At 68.4% G+C, this 21,077-nt stretch carries 19 protein-coding genes; 9 read left to right on the forward strand and 10 right to left on the reverse strand.

Translation table 11 applies throughout. From position 1 onward, the window contains the following. Positions 1 to 102 precede the first annotated feature (102 nt). Positions 103 to 1,251, forward strand: coding sequence for a D-alanyl-D-alanine carboxypeptidase family protein (locus ABD255_RS04330; RefSeq protein ID WP_344209971.1), 1,149 nt, complete (start codon positions 103 to 105; stop codon positions 1,249 to 1,251). Between the two features lie 19 nt (positions 1,252 to 1,270). On the opposite strand, the gene ABD255_RS04335 is transcribed toward ABD255_RS04330, so the two are convergent. From ABD255_RS04335 to ABD255_RS04370, 8 genes are all read right to left on the reverse strand, one after another. Then, on the reverse strand, positions 1,271 to 2,386 hold the full coding sequence (locus ABD255_RS04335; protein WP_344209973.1) for a YihY/virulence factor BrkB family protein: 1,116 nt from the start codon (positions 2,384 to 2,386) through the stop codon (positions 1,271 to 1,273). A 29-nt stretch (positions 2,387 to 2,415) separates the two neighbouring features. Continuing rightward, on the reverse strand, positions 2,416 to 2,928 hold the full coding sequence (locus ABD255_RS04340; protein ID WP_344209975.1) for a 2'-5' RNA ligase family protein: 513 nt from the start codon (positions 2,926 to 2,928) through the stop codon (positions 2,416 to 2,418). A 6-nt stretch (positions 2,929 to 2,934) separates the two neighbouring features. Continuing rightward, on the reverse strand, positions 2,935 to 3,999 hold the full coding sequence (trpS, locus tag ABD255_RS04345; RefSeq protein ID WP_344209977.1) for a tryptophan--tRNA ligase: 1,065 nt from the start codon (positions 3,997 to 3,999) through the stop codon (positions 2,935 to 2,937). Between the two features lie 381 nt (positions 4,000 to 4,380). Continuing rightward, on the reverse strand, positions 4,381 to 5,409 hold the full coding sequence (locus ABD255_RS04350; protein WP_344209979.1) for an extracellular solute-binding protein: 1,029 nt from the start codon (positions 5,407 to 5,409) through the stop codon (positions 4,381 to 4,383). A 53-nt stretch (positions 5,410 to 5,462) separates the two neighbouring features. After that, on the reverse strand, positions 5,463 to 6,359 hold the full coding sequence (locus ABD255_RS04355) for a carbohydrate ABC transporter permease (RefSeq protein WP_344209981.1): 897 nt from the start codon (positions 6,357 to 6,359) through the stop codon (positions 5,463 to 5,465). Positions 6,360 to 6,488: 129 nt separating this feature from the next. After that, positions 6,489 to 7,400, reverse strand: a complete 912-nt coding sequence (locus ABD255_RS04360) for a carbohydrate ABC transporter permease (RefSeq protein ID WP_344209983.1) — start codon at positions 7,398 to 7,400, stop codon at positions 6,489 to 6,491. Positions 7,401 to 7,436: 36 nt separating this feature from the next. Next, on the reverse strand, positions 7,437 to 8,855 hold the full coding sequence (ngcE, locus tag ABD255_RS04365; RefSeq protein WP_344209985.1) for an N-acetylglucosamine/diacetylchitobiose ABC transporter substrate-binding protein: 1,419 nt from the start codon (positions 8,853 to 8,855) through the stop codon (positions 7,437 to 7,439). A 24-nt stretch (positions 8,856 to 8,879) separates the two neighbouring features. Then, complete coding sequence (locus ABD255_RS04370) at positions 8,880 to 9,680, reverse strand: sugar isomerase domain-containing protein (protein ID WP_344209987.1); 801 nt, start codon at positions 9,678 to 9,680, stop codon at positions 8,880 to 8,882. Between the two features lie 257 nt (positions 9,681 to 9,937). On the opposite strand from ABD255_RS04370, the gene ABD255_RS04375 reads away from it, so the two are divergent. Continuing rightward, a complete protein-coding gene (locus ABD255_RS04375; RefSeq protein WP_344209989.1) occupies positions 9,938 to 10,927 on the forward strand; it encodes an N-acetylglucosamine kinase in 990 nt (329 codons plus the stop codon). A 46-nt stretch (positions 10,928 to 10,973) separates the two neighbouring features. Here ABD255_RS04375 and ABD255_RS04380 read toward each other — a convergent pair whose 3' ends face one another. After that, positions 10,974 to 11,357 (reverse strand): YciI family protein, encoded by a 384-nt coding sequence (locus ABD255_RS04380; protein ID WP_344209991.1) that lies wholly within the window; start codon positions 11,355 to 11,357, stop codon positions 10,974 to 10,976. Positions 11,358 to 11,463: 106 nt separating this feature from the next. Between ABD255_RS04380 and ABD255_RS04385 the strand changes: the two genes are divergently transcribed. From ABD255_RS04385 to ABD255_RS04405, 5 genes are all read left to right on the forward strand, one after another. Next, a complete protein-coding gene (locus ABD255_RS04385; protein WP_344209993.1) occupies positions 11,464 to 12,294 on the forward strand; it encodes an alpha/beta fold hydrolase in 831 nt (276 codons plus the stop codon). A gap of 52 nt (positions 12,295 to 12,346) precedes the next feature. Continuing rightward, entirely contained in the window at positions 12,347 to 13,939 is a 1,593-nt protein-coding gene (locus tag ABD255_RS04390) for a serine/threonine-protein kinase (protein ID WP_344209994.1), read from the forward strand. 48 nt (positions 13,940 to 13,987) lie between these two features. Further along, positions 13,988 to 15,223: a serine/threonine-protein kinase gene (locus ABD255_RS04395; protein ID WP_344209996.1), complete on the forward strand. Its 1,236-nt coding sequence runs from the start codon at positions 13,988 to 13,990 to the stop codon at positions 15,221 to 15,223. Between the two features lie 228 nt (positions 15,224 to 15,451). Continuing rightward, complete coding sequence (locus tag ABD255_RS04400) at positions 15,452 to 16,054, forward strand: ArsR/SmtB family transcription factor (RefSeq protein ID WP_344209998.1); 603 nt, start codon at positions 15,452 to 15,454, stop codon at positions 16,052 to 16,054. After that, on the forward strand, positions 16,051 to 17,313 hold the full coding sequence (locus tag ABD255_RS04405) for an MFS transporter (RefSeq protein ID WP_344210000.1): 1,263 nt from the start codon (positions 16,051 to 16,053) through the stop codon (positions 17,311 to 17,313). Before ABD255_RS04400 ends, ABD255_RS04405 begins: the two co-directional genes overlap by 4 nt. A gap of 23 nt (positions 17,314 to 17,336) precedes the next feature. Here the strand turns inward: ABD255_RS04405 and ABD255_RS04410 are convergent, their stop codons facing one another. Next, entirely contained in the window at positions 17,337 to 18,647 is a 1,311-nt protein-coding gene (locus ABD255_RS04410; protein WP_344210002.1) for a hemolysin family protein, read from the reverse strand. Between the two features lie 242 nt (positions 18,648 to 18,889). Here ABD255_RS04410 and galT point away from each other — a divergent pair, with 242 nt between their 5' ends. Next, a complete protein-coding gene (gene galT, locus ABD255_RS04415) occupies positions 18,890 to 19,939 on the forward strand; it encodes a galactose-1-phosphate uridylyltransferase (protein ID WP_344210004.1) in 1,050 nt (349 codons plus the stop codon). After that, positions 19,936 to 21,066, forward strand: a complete 1,131-nt coding sequence (galK, locus tag ABD255_RS04420) for a galactokinase (RefSeq protein WP_344210006.1) — start codon at positions 19,936 to 19,938, stop codon at positions 21,064 to 21,066. Before galT ends, galK begins: the two co-directional genes overlap by 4 nt. Positions 21,067 to 21,077: the final 11 nt, after the last annotated feature.

Genomic DNA, 21,077 nt, shown 5'->3' on the forward strand with positions numbered 1-21,077 from the left:
CAGCGGCCCATGATTCCGAGGAGCGCTTCCATGCGCATCAGCAACGCCTGGACCGCGTACCGCGCGTGACTTGTGGACTGAAGGCCGTCTAGGGTTCCGCCGATGCGTGTCCTCATGACGGCTCTCGCTACCACGGCACTTGTGGTGGCGGGTCCTCTTGCTGCGACTGCCGTCGGCCAGGGCTCACACAGCCCGGTCGGCGGTGCGCAGCTGACCACGGAGTCGACGGTTGTCGCCAGCGGGGCGACACCGCCGGCGGTACAGGCATCTGCGTTCGTGGTGGCTGACCTGACGACCGGCTCCGTACTGGCCGCCAAGGCGCCGCACGCCAAGCTGCGGCCGGCCAGCACGCTCAAGACACTCACCGCGCTCGTACTGCTGCCGAGGCTGAACAAGTCCGACCAGGTGATCGGTACGGACAAGGACGCCGGCATCGAAGGCAGCAAGGTCGGGGTCTATCCGGGACTGAAGTACTCCGTCGATCTGCTCTTCGAGGGGATGTTCCTGGCGTCGGGTAACGACGCAGTGCACGCCCTGGCAGCGCACGACGAGGGCGGTGTCCCGGCAACGATCCAGCGGATGAACAAGCTGGCCGCTGAGCTCGGAGCACGCGACACGCACGTGACGGATCCGACCGGGCTGGACGCGGACGGCCAGTACTCGAGCGCGTACGACCTGGCGCTGTTCGCGCAGGCAGGACTCGGGCGGCCGGACTTCGCGAAGTACGCGGCGACGAAGTACACGAACTTCCCGCTTGCCAAGAAGGGCACCTACCAGGTCGCCAACCAGAACAAGCTGCTGTTCAATTATGACGGCGCGCTCGGGGTGAAGACGGGCTTCACGACGCTGGCCCGGAACACGTTCATCGGCGCGGCCCGGCGGAACGGGCACACCCTGGTGGTGACGCTGGTGAACTCACCGCACGGCATCACCGCGGACGCGACGAACCTGCTCGACTGGGGATTCAAGTCGTACGGCGTACTGAAGCCGGTCGGCACGCTGGTGAAGCCTGCCGCCGCTACTCCGAAGACCGCTGAAGGCACCGGCCCGACGACCTCCAAGAAGGCGCCCGCGCTGCCTCCGAGGCGAACTCGAGCAGCTTTGGCTGCCGGGGTCGCCGTCCAGGCGGTTGTCTTGCGGATCCCAGAGTGGGCCTACGCCGCCCCACCCATCCTCCTGCTAGGCCTGTTCCTCCGCCGCCCAAAGGCTCTGAAGGCCCGAGCCCGCGCAGCCCGAGCCAGACGCCACTAGCTGTCCTGACCGAGTACAACTAGCGGCGGAGGGACCGGGTGGCTCGGGCCAGTTGGACGGCTATGGCTGTGGCTGTGGCGCCCAGGACTGCGCCGGCGGCTACGGCGACCGTGTCTGCCTTGCGAGCCGGGATGGGGACGACCTTGTACTTCTTGCCGGGCGGGCCGGGCAGGAGGCCGTCCTCGTCGGGCCCGGACGTGCGCGCCGCGGTCGCGTACGGAGTACTGGACGGGGTTTCGAACGGCATCGCCGCGCGCGCGGCTTCCTCGGCCTCGCCGGTGCGCCAGCGGTGGTCGAGGGTGGCTTCCTTGGTCCAGGCGGCGATGAGCATGATCGCGCGCGTCATCAGATAGATCCACACCAGCAGCGCGAGCGGCAGCGCCAGCGTCCCGTACGCCGCGTTGTTGCCGATCACGTTCTTCACGTAGCTGTTGCCCAACTGCTGGGCGATGTAGAACAGCACGCCGCCGACCAGGGCCGCGATCAGCGCCGCCTTCCGCGGCAGGAGGATCCGCGGCATCGCGGTCTGCAGGTACAGGAAGAGAAGCGCGCCGGCCGCGACGCCCACCACGATGCTGATCAGCTGGAGACCCCAGGTCGCCAGCCAGCTGCCCTCCAGGCCGGCCCAGTCGACGATCCGGTTCGACAAGCCGGTCAGCACCGACGAGGCGCCGGTCGCGATCGCGCCGATGATGCCCAGACCGATCAGCGCGCCGAGGTCCTGGAGCTTCAGCTTGACCGCGTTCCCCGGCTGGTCGTCGAGCTCGTGCATCGACCGGATCGACGCCCGCAGCGAGTCGATCCAGCCCAGGCCGGTGAGCAGCAGCGTGACGGCGGAGACCACCCCGATCGTGCCGGCGTTGCTGATCAGCGAGTCCAGGTCGATCTGGTCGCCGATCCCCGGCAGGTTCGCCCTCAGCCCCTCCTTGAGCCGGTCGACGGCCCTCTCGTTCAGCAGCTTGCCGGTGACGGCGGCGGTCAGCACGATCAGCGGGAACATCGACAGGAACGCGAAGAAGGTCGTTGCCCCGGCCAACCGGTTTCCGCGCCGGTCGCCGTACCGTTTCCAGGCGCGCCACAGCTGTGTCCGGCTGAAGCGCGCCCAGACCGCCTTGGCCCGATCCTTGATCCCCATGCGGTCTCCTGTACCCCGAGTCAGGAGAGCTACCCTGCCAGCGGGAAGGACCTCTGCGGGCGCCACACGCCGTCGGCGCCGTGCTCGTAGCGGCTGAAAGCGTCCACGTCGAAGGCGCAGTCGTACTCCGACAACGTGTCGTAGGCGCGGTCCAGCGCCTCCTTGTCCAGGTCGTGCGCCACCGTGACGTGCGGGTGGTACGGGAACCGCAGCTCGACCTCGAGCGGGCCCGAGCGGACCTGGGACTGCAGCACCTCACACGACGAGATCCCCTCCGCCAGCGGCACGAACACCACCGGCGAGATCGGCCGGAAGGTCGCGGTACCGCGCAGCCGGATCCGGAAGCTCGGGAACCGGGCCGCCACCGCCAGCAGGTGCTCGTCGATCCGGGCCAGGTCCTCGTCGGCCACCTCGGTCGGCGGCAGCAGCGTCACGTGGGTCGGGATCGACGACGCCATCGGGTCGCCGAACTCGGCCCGGTGCTTCTGCAGTTCCGTGCCGTACGGTTCCGCGATCGGGATCGCCACACCGATCGTTGCCATCCGGGCCTACCGGCCCAGTGCCGGGCCGGGCACGAAGCCGAGCCGGTCGAAGACCCGCTGCAGCGTCGGCTCGGTGACGGCACGGGCGCGCTCGGCGCCCGCGGCCAGGATCGCGTCCAGTTCGGCCTTGTCGTCCAGGAAGGCGAGCGTCTTCTCCCGGAACGGGGTGACGAACTCGACCACCTGCTCGGCCAGGTCCTTCTTGAAGTCGCCGTAGCCGCGGCCGGCGTACTCGTCCTCGAGTTCGCTGATCTTGCGGCCGCTGAGGGCGGAGTAGATGGTCAGCAGGTTCGCCACGCCGGCCTTGTTCTCCGGGTCGAAGATCACGTCCCGGCCGGAGTCGGTGACGGCCGAGCGGATCTTCTTCGCGCTCACCTTCGGGTCGTCCAGCAGGTCGATGATGCCGCCCGGCGAGGAGGACGACTTGCTCATCTTCGCGCCCGGCTCCTGCAGGTCGGAGATCTTCGCGGTCTCCTTGACGATGTACGGCTCGGGCAGCCGGAAGGTCTTGCCGAACCGGTGGTTGAACCGCTGCGCCAGATCGCGGGTCAGCTCCAGGTGCTGGCGCTGGTCCTCGCCCACCGGGACCCGGTCGGCCTGGTAGATCAGGATGTCCGCGGCCTGCAGGATCGGGTAGGTGAACAGGCCGACGGTGGCCCGATCGGCGCCGCCCTTGACGGACTTGTCCTTGAACTGGGTCATCCGGCTGGCCTCGCCGAAGCCGGTCAGGCAGCCGAGCACCCAGCCGAGCTGGGCGTGCTCGGGGACGTGCGACTGGACGAACAGCGTCGACCGCGCCGGGTCGATCCCGGCGGCCAGCAGTTGCGCGGCCGAGCGACGGATCCGCTCCCGCAGCACCTTCGGGTCGTACTCGACCGTGATCGCGTGCAGATCGACCACGCAGTAGAACGCGTCGTGGTCGTCCTGCAGCGCCACCCACTGGCGGACCGCGCCGAGGTAGTTGCCGAAGTGGAAGGAATCCGCGGTCGGCTGGATTCCGGAGAGGACGCGGGGGCGTCGCTCGGATCCGGCGGCCGGCACAGGGGTGTCGTCGGAGACGGCTGCTGACATGGGCTCGATTCTGCCAGCGTCCCGGCTCTCGGCCACACCCGGGCGGCCCTGGGACGTGCATAGGGTCGCAATTATGAGCTCACGCGAGGCGATCATCCTGCCCGGCGGCCTCGCGCGGGAGTTCACGCTCACTCGCGGTGATACTTGGTGACCGTGTCGTTCTTCTTGAGCTTGTCGGCTGCCGCCTGGATCTGGCCGGTCCATTCCTCTGCGGGGATCCAACAGCCAGGTAGTCGGCGGTGGCTTGGGCCGCGGTCTGGGCGAGGTCGGGGTACCAATCGGCGAAGTACCAGGTGACCACCTGATCGCCCGCGGCTGTCAGGAGGTCCCGGGCGGAGCGGAGCGCAGTACTGATTTCCAGGCCATCCGCCGTACCCCGTATTACGTCAACTGGTTGCTCTCGGCGGTCACCTGAGCCGCTACGTCCTTGGACAGCAAGGCCCGGAGGTACTCCAGCCCGCCGGGCTTGTTCTTCGCCTGCTCAGACACCAGCAGCGGAGCGGTCGGAGCCACGTGGAGCGCCTTCGGCAGCGCCGGCGAAGCGTCGAGCGGCGGAATCCCGACCATGGTCAGGCCGAAGTCGGGCTGGATAACCGCCTTCATCTCGTTCTCAAGCCAGTTGCCACACGGCAGCAGGCCGACCTTCGAGGTCAGCAGTTGGGTTTGGGAGCCCAGGTGATCCAGCTTGGCGGTGTTCTTGAGGAGCAGGCCGCGCTTGCTCAACTCGCCGAACGCCTTGAGCGCGCGGCTCACGCTCTCGTCCTGCCAGGCACCGTCCTCGAGGTTGTCGATCCGCTTGAGGACGTCCTGCCCGCCGGTCTTGGCCGCGAGAGTCAGCAGCGGCTCGAGTACGTAGTACGGGTGGGTGCCGGCGTAGGTGAAGGCGGGGAGTCCCTTGGCCTTCATCTCCGCGCCCAACGCCAACAGGTCAGGCCAGCTGCGTGGGACCTCCCAGCCGTACTTCTGGAAGAGCCTGGCGGAGTACCAGAACCCGTAGACGGTCGCTACGCAGCAGATGCTCCTCAGCGTGCCCTCGTACCGCCCGGCGTCGAGCATGCCGGGCAGCACGGTGTCCTTGACCGGGCTGCCCTCGTCCTCCCAGGACGGCGCATCCAGCACTTGCTGCAGGTCCGCCGGGCGGTTCTCCGCAACCAGCCGGCTCACCACGAGCGCCTTGTCGCCGGTGTTGAGCACAACATCCGGCGGACTCCCCGCGGCGAACCTGTCCATCCACGGCCGCCCCGACGTGACGGTGACGGCCGCTTTCGCGTACTTCCTCCGGTACTGCGGCGCGCCGAACCCGCCGTACTCCTCGGAGACCACCACCTCCAGCGGCATCGTCAGCCACGCCGAAGGGGTTGCGCGGATCGACCACCGCGCCGTCGTCCGACCGACCAGAGGAACACCCACTCAGCAGAGCGCCGGCCACCCCCCTGCAGAACTGTCCTCCGTCTGAGCATCGACTACTTGAGGGTGGCGCCGGTGAGGCCTGCCTGGACCTGGCGGTAGAAGACCAGGTAGACAGCGACCACCGGGACCATGGCGATGGTGAGGGCGGCGAACAGGATGCCCCACTCGTTCTCGTAGCGTTGGCTGCCCAGCAAAGTGGCGATGCCCTGGGAGAGGACCGGCTTCTCGGGCGAGAGGAACGACGGTAGGACGAACTGGTTGAACTGGCCCAGCACGTTGAAGATGCCGACGCTGATCAGGCCGGGCTTGGCCATCGGCAGCATCACGCGGAAGAACGTGGTCGCGTGCGAAGCCCCGTCCACCATCGCGGCCTCGGCGATCGACTGCGGCAGCGTCCGGAAGAACGCGTGCATGAAGAACACCGTGAACGGCAGCGAGTAGGCGATGTAGACCAGGATCAGGCCCTGGTAGGTGGACACCATGCCGAAGCCCTTCACCACGAAGAACAGCGGCACGATCGCCAGGAAGGTCGGGAACATCATCCCGGCGGCGAACAGGTAGTAGACGAAGCGGTTGCCCGGGAACTCGTAGCGGGCCAGCACGTAGGCCACCATCGAGCCGAACAGCATGGTGCCGAAGACACCGCCGGTGACGACCACCAAGCTGTTGAAGAGGTAGTCCCCGACACCCTTGTCCCAGGCCTTGGAGAAGTTGTCGAACAGCAGTTCCTTCGGCAGCGCCCACGGGTTGTCACCGAAGATCTCGCCGGTGCTCTTCAGGGAGGCGATCAGGGCCCAGACGAAGGGCACGACCACCAGGATGCTCCAGGCGATCAGCACCGTGTGGGAGAACACGTTCACCGGGCTGAAGGCACGGTCCTTCGCTCCGACGGGCTGGAGTTTCGGCGCAGGCTCGGAGCGGGTGCCCTCGACGTCGATCTGCAGGGTCATGGGGCCTCCTGGTCTGGACTGAGGAGCGGAAGGAGCGAAGCGACTGGAGCGACGAGGGAAGACCAGGAGGTTGAGCCCCATGGCCCCCGCGCCGGAGGCGCGGCATTCAACACAGTCATCTCAGGCCCCTCAGTATTCGATCCGGTCGCGCCGGGTGGCCCGGAGCATCACTGCCGCGATGAGCAGGGTCAGGAAGAACAGCACGACACCCATCGCCGAGGCGTAGCCGGCCCGGCCGTACTGGAAGCCGTTGTCCGCGATCTGCAGACCCATGACCTGGGTGGAGTTGTCCGGTCCACCCGGCCCGGCCGTCATCACCGCGACCAGCGCGTAGGCGTCCAGCGCCAGGATGGCCAGGTACACCCAGGCCGTCTGGATGGTGTCCCACAGCAGCGGCAGGGTGATCCGGTAGAAGGTGGAGAAACGGCCCGCGCCGTCGATGATCGCGGCCTCGAAGATGTCCTTCGGGATGCCCGACATGGCTGCGTTGAACAACACCAGGTAAAACCCGACGCTGCCCCAAATCATCACCCACATCACGCAGTACAGGGCGATGTCCGGGCTTGCCAGGTACTGCGACGTGCCCAGACCCAGCCGCTTCGTCACGGAGTTGGCCAGACCGGTGTCGGTCGAGGTCATCACCACCGACCAGATCACCGCGATCACCGGGATGGACAAGACCTGGGGCAGGAAGAACGCCAGCTTGTAGAAGCCGTTCCCCCGCACCCCCTGCACCCCCGCGCTGTTCGACCGTCCGCCGACGTTCAGCAGATAGGCGAAGACCAGCGCGAGGAAGATGGTGATCAGCGGCACACCGATCAGCAGGATGACGTTGTGGCCGAGCGCCTGCCGGAACACGGCATCGCGGGCCAGGGTCTGGAAGTTCTCCAGACCCACGAACTCGAACTTCGGCGAAATGCCGGTCCAGTCGGTCAGCGAGTAGTAGAACGCCTGGACGAACGGCGAGATCACGAAGATCGCATACAACGCCAGCGGTATCGCGAGGAAGCTCGCGACGAACCGGTAACTGCCGTGCCGCATCTCTCTCCTTCAGAGCAGGGGGTGTGGAGGATCAGCTCAGCTTCGGGTCTGCTTCTTGGTCTTCGGGTCCTTCGCCGTGTCGTCGGCGATCTTCTGCGCCCGGGTGCAGAACTCGTCGGCCGTGATGCGCGCGGCAGCCAGCTCGCCGTACACGTTACGGATCGGCTTGTCCATGGTCGAGTACCAGGTCGCGAAGAACGTCGTCCAGTTGTTCTCACCACCGCTGGCCAGCAGAGCACCGGCCGACGAAGCGCCCGGGGTGAGCTTCTTGCCCTCGGCCGCCCCCTTGACCACTGTCGGGGAGCCGGTCATCTCGGTGAACTTGCCGGCCGCCTCCTTCGACAGCATGATCCGCAGGTACTCCAGACCGCCGGCTTTGTTCTTGGCCTTGGAGGGCACGATGAAGTTTTCGCCGGCGCTGATCTCGGTGCAGTCGACCGGCAACTTGGCGCCGTCGAGCAGCGGGGTGAAGGTCGCAGTAGTCTCGAAGTCTTTCGGCGCGACCGGCTTCTGCTCGTTCTCCAGCCACGAACCACTGGGGATGAAGGCGGCCTTGCCCTGGTTCCAGGCTGTCTGGGACTGGATGTGGTCCAGGCCCTCGGTGCCCTGCATCATGAAGCCCTTGCCCTTCAGCTCGAGGATCGCCTCGGCCGCCGCTTTCATCGATGGGTGCTTCCACGCGTTCGGCTCCAGGCCGTCGATCGCCCTGATCACATCGTGCCCACCGTGCTTGACGGCCATGTCCAGCAGGATCTGACCGATGTAGTACGGGTGCTTGCCCTGGTGCGCCAGCGGCGCGATGCCGGCCTTCTTGATCTCCCCGCACAGGTCGAGGAACTGCTGCCAGGTCTCGGCCGGCTTCCAGCCCTTCTCCGTGAACAGCTTCTTGTTGTACCAGAGCGCGAACACGGTCAGCACGTACTCGAGCACCTGCGGCTTGCCCTCGATCATCGCGGCGTCGATCGCAATCGATTCCAGGGTGTCGCGGACCTTCTTGTTCGGGTCGTCGATCGACGGCGCGTCGAACAGCTCGGTCAGATCGGCCAGCTGACCGGTGCTGGCCAGCGTCGACATCGGCAGCAGCGACGCACCGGAGTTGTCGATCACGTCCGGCGGGTTGCCGCCGTTGAAGCGCGGCTGCAGCTGCGGGGTGATGTCGGTGATACCGGCATGCTTGATCGTGGTCTCGGGGAACTTCTTCTTGTACAGCTCCTCATGGGCCTTGGCGTAGTCGTCGCCGTAACCGCCCTTGAAGATCACCACGTCCAGCGGATCGGCCGATTTCACACCGAACGGGTTGTCCGACGTCTTCTCGGCACCGCCGCCACTGGCGCTGTCATCACCGCCGCCGCTCGCGCAGGCCGAGAGCAGCGTCGCGCCGCCAGAGGCCATCAGGGTGCCGACCGCCGCGCGCTGCAGGAACAGCCGCCGCGACAGGTTGTTGGGAGTGGTCATTGGTCCCGCCTTCCGAGGAGTGTTTCAAGCAGTACGACGGATCCGGCCGACGTACTGTGCTTCAAGGGCGTGGTTGTGGTCGTCGCCGCCCGGGATGTTCGCGGACAGGTAGACCGGTGGTTTCTCGCCGGCCTCGGTCAGCCGGCGCAGTACTTCTGCGACCAGCATCTGCGCGATCAGCGCGGCAGTGATGGACGACACGGCGCAAACCTTCCCGCCATCGGGAAGATCGAGCACGGAGTCGCCGTAAGGAGCGTGGTTGTCGAGCACCACGTCGGCGAAGTCGATCAACTTCTTGCCCGACGGGTGCCGGGAGTCCACCCCGCTGGTGTGCTGCAGCGAGGTGATCGCGATCAGGGGGTGACCCTTTTCCTTGACGACCGTGGCGAGCTCCACGATCGAGCCGTTCACGCCGGAGTTCGAGGCGATCACGAAGACGTCGCCGGGCTGGGCCGCGGACAGGTCGTAGAGCTTGCGGGAGTACGACGGGTCGCGCTCGAGCTCGCCGCCGCGGAGCAGTTCGGGCGACTCGCCGCCGAGCAGCACCAGGTCGCGCAGCGCGATCCGGTTCGTCGCGATCAGGCCGCCCGCGCGGCCGGCGATCTCCATCGCCAGTGCCTCGGAGTGGCCGGAGCCGAAGGCCTGGATGACGCCGTTGTTCCGCAGCGACTCGGTGAACAGGTCGGCCGCCTGCTGGATCGGGCCGTCGATCTGCCCGGTCACCGCGGCCATGATCGGGGTCAGCGCGTGAACATACGCCTGCGCGCTCACAGCGTCCCCGTCCCCGTTGGCGGCCTGGTCGCTGCCGTCTGCCGTGCTGGCCATCAGAGGCCCCACCCCTCGACTAATGTGTTCGCCGCGACACTCCTGGTGCCGACAAGTGCGCAAGTTTGCGGTTTGCTGGACAGAACTTTTCTCACCTGGCAGCTAAAGTCAAGGGTCATCTCACTCTTCCCTCCAGATCGGGACCGTTGCGTGACCTTGTCCATTGTTGTTCACGAATAGCCTCTTTTGAGCAGTTTGGAGCATCGCGTATGTCGGTCGAACGCCCACTCGCGCAACCAAAGGATTCAATGGTCTTGATGCCAGCATCCACACTGGTCCTGGGCGGCGACCTCGGCGGCACCTCCACCCGGATCGTGATCGCGGACCATGAGGGCAACGTAGTGGGCCGAGGGGCCGCTGCCGGCGGAAACCCGACAAGCCACCCCGCAAGTGCCGCGGCCAACTTCGGACAGGCCATTCACCAGGCCCTGGAAGGCCTCGATCCCACTCTGGTGACGACGGCCGTGATCGGCGCGGCGGGCGGGTCCGCCCTGTCCAACCCGGGCGTCCGGGCCCAGTTCGACGCGGCCTGGAGCGGCGCCGGACTGGTCTGCGAGGCGGACTACATCGGCGATCTCGAGGTCGCCTTCGCCTCCGGTACGCCGGAACCCGACGGCACCGTGCTGATCGCGGGCACCGGGTCCGCGGCCGGCCTGGTCCGCGACCATCGCCTGACCCGGACCGCGGACGGCCACGGCTGGCTGCTCGGCGACGACGGCTCGGGGTTCTGGCTGGGCCGGGAGGCAGTGCGCAGTCTGCTGCGCGCTCTCGATCTCGGCGAGCCGATCGGGCTGCTCGGCGAGGAGGTCGTGAAAACGCTGCTGCCGGACCACGATCGGGCCGCTGTGGCGGAGCGTGAAGGGTACGACCGGCTCCGTGACGACCTGGTTCGCACCGTGAACGCCCGTCCGCCCGTCCTGCTGGCCGAACTGGCCCGGACCGTGGTGACGGCGTTCGACCAGAACGACAAGACCGCACACGCCATCGTGAAACGCGCAGCCGAACTGCTCACAGAAACGGTCAGCCGGCTCCGGACAACGTCGGACAACGGCCCGTTGGTACTGGCCGGCAGTGTCGCGGGCGAATCCTCGCCGGTCGGCCGGTTGCTGCGGCAAAGCATTCACGAGCACTTCGACGGCGAGGTGCTGACCGCCCGCGACGGGGTGGGTGGGGCGACCTGGCTGGCGCTGGGCGTCCTCGATCCCGCCCTGGCCACCCGCTCCAACCACGCCCGTCTGGTCAGCTAGACCTTCTGTACTACGTACGCGCGCGCGTACGTAGTACAGAACGAGGTCAGTCGGACACGGAGATCGGGCGGAGTTCCACGCCGAAGTACTCGGCCTCGGGGATCCGGGCGGCGATCTCCTCGGCGCGTTCGGGCGAGTCGACGTCCACGATGAAGACGCCGGCCAGTTGCTCCTTGGCCTCGGAGTACGGGCCGTCGGTGGTGGCGCGGACGCCGTCGCGGACGCGGACCACCTTCGTCCTGCTCGGGGCCGCCAGCGGCTCGGCCACGACCAGTTCGCCGCGTTCGCTCAGCTCGGCCAGCAGCTTCTCCAGCTGTGCCGACAGGGCATCCCGGGCCGACTTCGGCAGCTTGCGACCCTCCTCGGTGTGCAGGAAGGAGGGATGTCCCCAGGTCAGCGGGTTGCTGTGGATCAACAACAAGTACTTCACGGCAGTTCCCTTCAGTCGAGTGGATCCGCGGTGGGTGGATCCTCGCAGCAGAGGTCGGAGCCTGCCGGCGGTGCTCGACATTTCGGTGTTTCTCTAGGGTGAGCCCGTGAACGAGACCGATCTGCTGCTCAGCGATGGACGCCAACTGCACGTCTACGACTCGGGCCGCGGCGACCTGCCCATCTTCTGGCACCACGGCACCCCGAACCTCGGCACACCGCCCGCTCCCCTGTTCCCCGCGGCGGAACGACTCGGGGTCCGCTGGTTCTCCGTCGACCGGCCCGGGTACGACGGGTCCACACCGGCGCCCGGTCGCACGATGGCCACGGTTGCCGGCGATGTCGCGACGGTCGCGGACTCGCTGGGGATCGACCGGTTCGCCATCGCCGGCTACTCGGGCGGCGGCTCGTACGCGCTCGGTAGCGCCGCCACCCTCGGCGAGCGGGTGCGGGCCGTGCTCACGCTCGCCGCCATCGCGCCGTACGGCGTTGGCGGGCTGGACTGGTTCGCCGGGATGATCCCGTCCGGGGTGGCGTCGTTGCAGGCGGCGCTCGGCGGGCGCGAGGTGAAGACCGAGCACGAGACGTCGGGCGCCGAGTACGACCCGGAATTCACCGACGCGGATCTGGCGATGTTCGAAGGTCCGTGGGGGTGGTTGGGAAGCGTGGCAGGCGAGGCCGGGATGGCTGCGGGGCCGTACGGCCTGATCGATGACGATGTCTCCTACGTCATTCCCTGGGGCTGCGACCTCGCTACGATCACCGCGCCGGTGCTGCTGCTGCACGGCGAGCAGGACCGCATCATCCCGAGCTCGCACGGCTCCTGGTTGGCGGACCACTGCCCGACTGCTGAGCTTCGACTCTCCCCCTCCGACAGCCACATCTCGATCCTGGGGCGGGCCGAGGCCGGCCTCGAGTGGCTCGCTACCGTGAGCTGAGCTCGCCGGTCGAACAGGTTGGCTCTCGGCGACGGTGGGTACGGGTGGCAGGGTGCTGGTAGCGAAGCGATACAGACTGGGTCCGTCGTTGGGCCGTGGTGGCATGGGAGAGGTCTTCCGCGCCACGGATGAACTGTTGGGACGGCCGGTCGCGGTCAAGTTGCTGCTGCCGACGGATCGCGACCCCCGGGCGGCGGAGCGATTCCAGCGCGAGGCTCGGGCCGCGGCGATGCTGAACGACACGCATCTGGTCGCCGTGTACGACTTCGGCAGCCATGGGGACCAGTTCTTCCTGGTGATGGAGTTGGTCGAGGGCCGAACGGTCGCGGACGAACTCGCGGCGCACGGGCCGTTGCCGAAGGACCGGGCGATCGACATCGTCGAGCAGAGTGCCGCCGGCCTGGCCGCGGCGCATCGCCTGGACGTCGTCCATCGCGACGTGAAGCCGGGCAACCTGCTGCTGGCAGGCGACGGGACCGTGAAGGTCGCGGACTTCGGGATCGCTCATCTGCCGGGTGAGGGTGCGACCACGCTGACGGCGGCCGGACAGATCATCGGCAGCACTCACTACCTCGCGCCGGAGCGGGCGAAGGGTGGGCGGGCCGGCAAGGAATCGGATGTGTACGCGCTGGGGTGCGTGCTCTATCAACTGGTCACCGGTCAGCCACCCTTTACGGCGGAACATCCGACGGCGATCCTCTACAAGCACGTCGACACTCCGCCGGTGCCGCCGAGTGCGAGCCGTCCGGAGCTCAGCGGCCCGTTCGAGAGCGTTCTACTCCGGATGCTCGCCAAGAACCCCGCCGACCGACCGACCGCCGCTGAGATTGCGGCTGGCTCCCTACGCACCGGCCCGGTCACCGCCTGGCCGCTCGCCGCCGCGCCTGCCGCCGGTGTAGCCGGGCAAGCCGCCGCCGCCGGTGTAGCCGGGCAAGCCGCCGCCGCCGGTGTAGCCGGGCAAGCCGCTGCCGTCGGCGGCGTTGCCGGCCAAGCGGCTGCCACCCCTGCGGCCGGGGATTCGCCCGCCGACTCCACGACCGCGGCGGCAACCGCCGTACCTGCGGGCGCCGCGGCTGCGGACGCAGGCGCGGGCGCCGGGCAGACCGTTGCGACCAGCGCGCTTCCCGCGGAGCAGGGGCCCAGCCGGACGCGTAAGACACTGCTCGCCGGCGGGATCGCCCTCGCCGCCACCGCAGCGGCGGTGGTGGGCGGCATCTTGCTCAACGGGAACGACCCGAAACTGCCCGCGACGACCGACGTCGGCCCGCAACCAGGCGTCGTCACCCCAGCTACTCCGGGGACCACGACGACCAATCCATCCACAACAGGCCCGACCCAACCCGGCGCCGTGGATCCAGCGACTCAAACCGCTCAACCCTCGCAGAGCGCCTCTCAGTCAGCCTCGCCCACGCCGAGCACCCCGCCCTCAAGCACCCCACCAACCAGTACTCCGTCGCAGAACGCGCCGTCGCCGAGTGCACCCGCCACGAGCACCAGCACCTCCAGCACCCCGACTAAGAGCACTCCGCCGACAGACCCTCCGTCGAGCACACCGCCTACTGACGGTCCCTCGACGAGTACTCCGTCAACAGGCACTCCCTCACCAGACACCCAGAGCAAGGGATCACCAACCCCCAGGGACTAGCCGGCTCCCCAGGTGTTACCGATCCACCCCAGTGGGTACGTAGGGACGATGCTGGTTGCGGAGCGGTACAGGCTCGGGGCGGCCCTCGGCCGTGGCGGTATGGGTGAGGTCTACCGCGCCACGGACGAGGTACTCGGTCGTGAGGTGGCGATCAAGCTGCTTCTCCCCGTCCGGGAAACTCTCGCCGCGGTCGAACGGTTCGAGCGCGAGGCCCGGGCGGCCGCGATGCTCTCCGACCCCCACGTGGTCGCCGGCTACGATTTCGGCCCCCACGGCGAGGGCTTCTTCCTCGCGATGGAACTGGTCGAGGGATGGACCGTCAGCGAGGAATTGCGGCGGAACGGACCGCTGCCGGCTGAGCAGGCCGTCGACATCATCAGGCAAGCCGCCGCCGGCCTGGCGGCCGCGCACCAGGTCGGCATCGTGCACCGCGACATCAAGCCGGGCAACCTGCTGCTGACCGAGGACGGTCAGGTGAAGGTGGCCGACTTCGGCATCGTCCGCTTCCTGAACGACACCACGACGACGCTGACCTCGACCGGGCAGATCGTCGGCACCAGCCACTATCTGTCGCCGGAGCGGGCCCTGGGCAAGCCGGCCGAGGCCGCTTCGGACGTGTACGCGCTCGGCTGCGTCCTGTACCAACTCGTCGCCGGTCATCCGCCGTTCATGGCCGAGGACCCCGCCTCGATCATGTACCAGCACGTCGAGACCAAGCCGGCGCCGCCGAGCGAGCTGCGCCCTGAGCTGGCCGGCGACTTCGAGGCTTTCCTGTTCTGGCTGCTCGCCAAGGATCCGGCGCAGCGGCCTACTGCGGCTCAGGTCGCGGAGGGTGCGACGCCGCCTGTCGTCATCGCGGGCGAAACGCTCGCTCAGGACGCGATCACCGAGACCGCCGTCCTGCCGACGCAAGCGAGGCGGCGGAGAGTACTTACCGCGGCCGGTGCGACGCTAACGCTTGCGCTGGTCGCGACGGGCGGCCTCCTGCTCGAAGCGAAGACCGCTGAACTGCCCGCGACGAACGACCTCCGTCCCAAGGTGAGCACCACCACGCCGGCACCCAAGCCCGGTACTACGCCCTCGGTGCGCGCGGTCTCCACGACGCGGCCCACCGCACCGCCGCAATCGCAGAAGCCGAGCAAGGCGCTTGCTGGGCCGGCCAGGTCCACGACGTCGACCGGCAACGAGCCCTCCACCAAGCCGAGCAACCCGAACGCGGCCAGACAAGGCAAGCCCGCCAAGCCCCCCGGCAAGCCCGCCGAGCCCAGAAAGACCAAGGGCTAACCAGGCGGCAGCGGCAGCGGCAGCGGCAGCGGCAGCGGCAGCGGCAGCGGCAGCGGCAGCGGCAGCGGCAGAGACCTATATCCGCGCGCCGTACTCGACGATGATCGCCAGCAACTGACTACGGCGCCGCGGCCGCGGCGTTCCGTGGGAACCGCCCCGACTGCCCTGCGGCCGCGGTATTCCAAGCAAAGGCTTGACATCGCCTGACGTGCGCGTCATATTCCAAGCATGTCTTTGGAATCGGATGATCCCCGCCGCCGGCGACTGCTGGACGATCCGTTGGCGATCCGGGCGATGGCCCACCCGGTCCGGCTGGACCTGCAGGCTCTGCTCGGCAAGGAAGGTCCACTGACCGCCGCCGACGCGGCCCGGCGACTGGGGATCAGCCAGGCGCTGGCTTCGCACCACCTGCGGCAGTTGGCGAAGTACGACTTCGTCGAGCCGGCGCCGGGCAAGGACAACCGCGAGCGGCCGTGGCGGCTGGTCTCGACCTCGCAGTCGTGGCGCAAAGCCGACCTGACTCCCGAGGCCTTGGCAGCCGCCGACATCCTGGAGCAGTTGCTGGCCGAGCGGGCACTGGGCGACCTCGCGGACTGGCAGCAGCGACGGCCGCAAGAAGACCCGGTCTGGCGCGACAACGCGGGCATCGGGCACACCGGCATCTACCTCACCGGCGAGGAACTCGCCGAACTGGAGGAGCAGATCAGCGCGCTGCTGCAGCGCTACGTCGACGAGCGGCCGATTGACGACAAGTCCACCCGGCCCGCCGGGAGCCGGCTGGTCGACATCACCCGGATCGTCACCGTGCACCCGGTCGAGGGGGATCGATGAAGGACTTGTGGCAGGTGCTCACGCGCCAGCGGGACTACCGGCTGGTGCTGAGCGCAGGCCTGGTCTCGCTGACCGGCGACTGGATTCTGCGGACCGGGCTCGCGTTCCACGTCTACGTGCTGACCGGTTCGACCCTGGCCTCCGGTGGGTTGCTGCTGGCATCGTTCTTGCCGCCGGTGCTGCTCGGCTCGCTGGCCGGGGTCTTCGTCGACCGGTGGGACCGGCGGCGGACGATGATCGTCACCAACCTGCTGCACGCGATCGTGCTCCTGCCGCTGCTGCTGGTCCACGACGAGAGCGCGATCTGGCTGATCTACCTGGTCATTCTCGGACAAAGTTGCCTGCAGCAATTTTTCCGGCCGGCCGAGCAGTCGTTGGTGCCGTCGCTGGTGGAGTCCCGTCAGTTGCTGACGGCAAACGCGTTGAACAGCCAGACCAGCGACATCGCCCGACTCATCGGTGCGGCGGTGGGTGGCATGCTGGCGGCGACCGGCGGAATCGCCTTGCTGGCTTTGGTGGATGCGGCGACCTACGTGGTGGCGATGGCGTTGCTGCTCGGCGTACGGCATCGGCCGGAGCGGCTGAAGGTGGAGCGCGCCGGTGGCGTGCGGCCCGCAGTACTGAAGATGAAGGCCGAGTGGGTGGAGGGGATCCGGATCTGCCTGAGTGGGCCGGCGATGCGGCTGGTGTTCGTGTTCGGCGTGGTGACCGGGGTGGGAGAGGGCGTGATGAGCACGTTGTTCGCGCCGTTCGTCTCGGCGGAACTGGGCGGCGACGGTACGGCGTACGGGCTGATCACGTCGTCCCAGGCGGTCGGCGGGATCATCGGCGGGCTGGTCGCGGCGGCGCTCGGCTCGCGCTTCCGGGCCGCGATGATGTGGGGCGTCGGGGCGGTCGCGTTCGGGCTGATCGACCTGGCGATCTTCCTGTATCCCTTGTTCTGGGACGGTTTGTGGCCCGCCTTCGCCGGCATGATCCTGGTCGGCCTGCCCGGCGCCTTCCTGGTCGCGGGCGCGATGACCGTGATCCAGCGACTGACCGACGACGCCTCCCGTGGCCGGGTCTTCGGCGCGCTGTTCGCGGCCGAGGGCCTCGCCGTCCTGGTCGGGATCTCCGCCGCCGGCGTGCTCGGCGACGTGGTCGGCATCATCCCCGTCCTGGTCGTCCAGGGTCTCGGCTTCTTCGTCGGCGGCATCGTCATCCTCAGCCGCCTGCGCATCCTCGCTCCTGAACGCGACGTCGTCGAGCTCGCCGCCTAGTGCCCTATCTCCGAGAGGGCCTGCTAGTCCGTGGTCGTGACCGGGTTGCCGTCGTCGGCGCTGACCCGGTGCACGCGGACCCGGGCGACCCGGCGGCCGTCCATCTCCGTGACGGTGATCTTGTAGCCGTCGACGCCACCTTCGTCACCGACAGCCGGGACTCGACCCAGCTGGGCGGCGAGGAAGCCGGCCACTGTCTCGTACGGCCCGTCCGGCAGTTCCACCCCGGTCTCGTCCGCGAAGTCGTCCAGGTTGAGCAGGCCGTCCACCTCGACGTCGCCGCTGCGCAGCCGGGTGGTCTCGGCGGACTCCTCGTCGTACTCGTCCTTGATGTCGCCGATCAGCTCCTCGACGAGATCCTCCAGCGTCACGATGCCCGCCGTACCGCCGTACTCGTCCAGGACGATGGCCAGATGCGTACTGCGCCGGCGCATCTCGGTCAGGGTCGGCAGCAGCTTCGCGGTGTCGGGCAGCATCAGTACGTCGCGCGCCAGGTCGCCGACCCGGACCGACCGGGACGCGACCGCGGGATCGAACAGGTCCCGGACGTGCACGAACCCGACGATGTCGTCAGCTGAGCCGTTCATCACCGGGTAGCGCGAGTGCGGCCGCTCCGCCGCGAACTTCACCGCCTTGTACGCCGGCATCTCGGCGTCGACGAAGTCCACCTCGGTCCGGGGCAGCATCAGCTCGCGCAACTGCCGGCCGCCGGCCTCGAACACGTCGTCCACGATCCGGCGTTCTTCCTCGCCGAGCGACTCGTGCGCGGAGACGATCTCACGCAGTTCCTCGTCCGACATCACCTCGCGGTTCGCGTTCGGGTCGCCGCCGAGGGCCCGGACGACCAGGTCGGTGGACCTGGACAGCAGCCAGATCACCGGCCGGACCGCCGAGGCGATCCGGTCCACCAGCGGGGCCAGGCCGAGCGCGAACGTCTCGGCCCGCTGCAGCGCGAGCCGCTTGGCCGCGAGCTCGCCGAGCACGATCGACACGTACGAGATCGCGATGGTGATCAGCACCAGGGCGACGGTGTTCGCGAAGGACTCCGGCAGGCCGAGGTCCTGCAGGTGCGGGGACAGCCCGTCGGCCAGCGTCGCGCCACCGAAGGCGGCGGACAGGAAGCCCATCACGGTCACGCCGATCTGCACGGCGGACAGGAAGCGGTTCGGGTTGGCGGCCACCCGGGCGACGGTCTCGCCCCGTCGGCCGCGCTGGGAGATCGACTTCAGCTGGCTGTCCCGCAGGGAGACCAGCGCCATCTCGGCCGCGGCGAAGACGCCACCGATGAGCACGAAGACGAAGATCAGGGCGATGTTGAGCAGGGTCTCGTTCATGACAGGGGAGTTCTCGGCGCCTCTGGGTCGGTGGTGCTCGAGTGCTGGCGGTATCCAGATGGGAGGTGCCTACGCCCTCTCCGGATCGGCGGGAGAGGACGCGATGGTTGGGCGTCGTCCATCGATCCAGCGTACCGGCGGCGGGTCCGACCATGCATGTTCGAATATGTTGGTTTACGATGGTTGGTGGCCGGGTTTGTGACAGGAGCGTCGATTCTCGGCTCTACTCGGAAGGTCGGACGATGAACACCACCCCGCGCGGTGCCCGCCGGACGGACACCACCCTGTCCGACGGCCGGCAACTGATCTACTACGACCCCGCAGACGCACCCGTCCGGGTCCCGCTCGAAGACACCCGCGGACTGCCGGCGCCCAAGCCGCAGGCCGAGTTCCGGACCGACCCGCTGACCGGTGACGTGATCACCTACGCCACGCATCGCAACACCCGCACCTACCTGCCGCCGGCCGACCAGTGCCCGCTGGACGCCAGCAAGCCGGGCAACCCTACCGAGATCCCGGACCTCGACTACAACGTGGCCGTCTTCGAGAACCGGTTCCCGTCCTTCTCCGGGCCGGGCCGGTGCGAGGTGGTCTGCTTCACCAGCGACCACAACAAGTCGTTCACCGAGCTGTCGCAGGGCCAGGCCCGGCTGGTGGTCGACGCCTGGGCCGACCGTACTGCGGAACTCAGCGCCCGCCCGGACGTCGAGTACGTCTTCCCGTTCGAGAACCGGGGTCGGGAGATCGGCGTCACGCTGAGCCACCCGCACGGCCAGATCTACGCGTACCCGTTCCTGCCGCCGCGGACCAAGACGCTGATGGCGCGGGCGCGGGAGTACCAGGAAGCTGCCGGCAGCAACCTGTTCGCCGACGTACTGGCCGCCGAGCGCAAGGACGGCAGCCGGGTGATCGTTGAGAACGGCAACTGGACCGCCTTCGTTCCCGAGGCCGCCCGCTGGCCGGTCGAGGTGCACCTCTACCCGCATCGCCAGGTCGCCGACCTCGCCGAGCTCTCGGTCGAGGAGCGCGACGACTTCGCCCAGCTGTACCTCGACGTACTGCACCGCTTCGACAGCCAGTATGACGACGCCCTGCCCTACATCGCCGCCTGGAACTCGGCACCGGTCCGGGTGGATCGCGAACTGGGCTACCTGCACCTGGAACTGCTGTCGATCCGGCGGGCCAAGGACAAGATCAAGTACCTGGCCGGGTCCGAGTCCGGGATGGGTGCTTTCATTTCCGACACCAGGCCCGAGGACGTGGCCGAGTCTTTGCGGAAGGTTGGATCGTGAGCAGGTTCGCGGAGATCTACGGCACCGAGCCCGACGGCGCCTGGCGGGCGCCAGGCCGGGTCAACCTGATCGGTGAGCACACCGACTACAACGACGGCCTGGTGCTGCCGATCGCGCTGCCGAACCGGATCCTGGTGACCGCGTCGGCCCGCACCGACGGCAAGGTGGCGGTCGCCTCCTCCGGGCAGGACGGCGTGATCGAGTTCGAGTTGGCCGACCTGGCTCCCGGTTCGGTGAAGGACTGGGCCGCGTACCCGGCCGGCGCCGCGTGGGTCCTGCGCGAGGCCGGCTACGACATCGGCGGCGCGAACCTGCTGGTCGAGTCCGACCTTCCGTCGGGCGCCGGGCTCTCGTCGTCGGCCGCGCTGCTGTGCGCGACAGCCGTTGCGTTGTTGGGTTTGCGCGGTCTGGAGATCGACCCGGCCGAGGTGGCCCGGCTCGCCCAGCGCGCCGAGAACCAGTACGTCGGGGCGCCGGTCGGGCTGATGGACCAGATGGCGTCGATGTGCTGCACGGCCGGGCACGCCCTGTACTTCGACATCCGCGCGATGACGACCGACCAGATCCCGTTCGACCCGGCGGCCGACGGACTCGCCTTGCTGGTGGTCGATGTGAAGGCCCCGCACCGCCACGTCGACGGCGAGTACGCCGCCCGGCGCAAGGCCTGCGAACAAGCCGCGGCAGAGCTCGGAGTACCGGCTTTGCGGTCGGTTGCCTTCGACGACCTCGACGACGCGCTGGCTCGCCTGTCAGACGACGTCGTACGCCGCCGAGTCCGTCACGTGGTCACGGAGATACGCCGGGTCGAGGATGCTGGCGCCCTGATGCAGGCCGGCCGCCTGCGCGACGTCGGCCCACTCTTCACTGCGTCGCATGTCTCCTTGCGCGACGACTTCGAGATCACCGTCCCCGAACTGGACGTAGCAGTCGACACCGCCCTTGCGGCTGGCGCCCTAGGGGCCCGCATGACCGGCGGCGGCTTCGGCGGCTGCATCATCGCGTTGGTCGAAGCCTCCGCCACCGCCACAGTCCTCACCGCCATCGAGCAGGCCTTCGCCGCGCACTCCTTCACCAAGCCGACGTCCTTGGACGCCACCCCCTCCCCCGGCGCCTCCCGCGTCTCCTGAGTTATCCACAA

Origin of the sequence: Kribbella sancticallisti, from assembly GCF_039530625.1 — a bacterium.
GTDB classification, from domain to species: Bacteria; Actinomycetota; Actinomycetes; order Propionibacteriales; family Kribbellaceae; genus Kribbella; species Kribbella sancticallisti.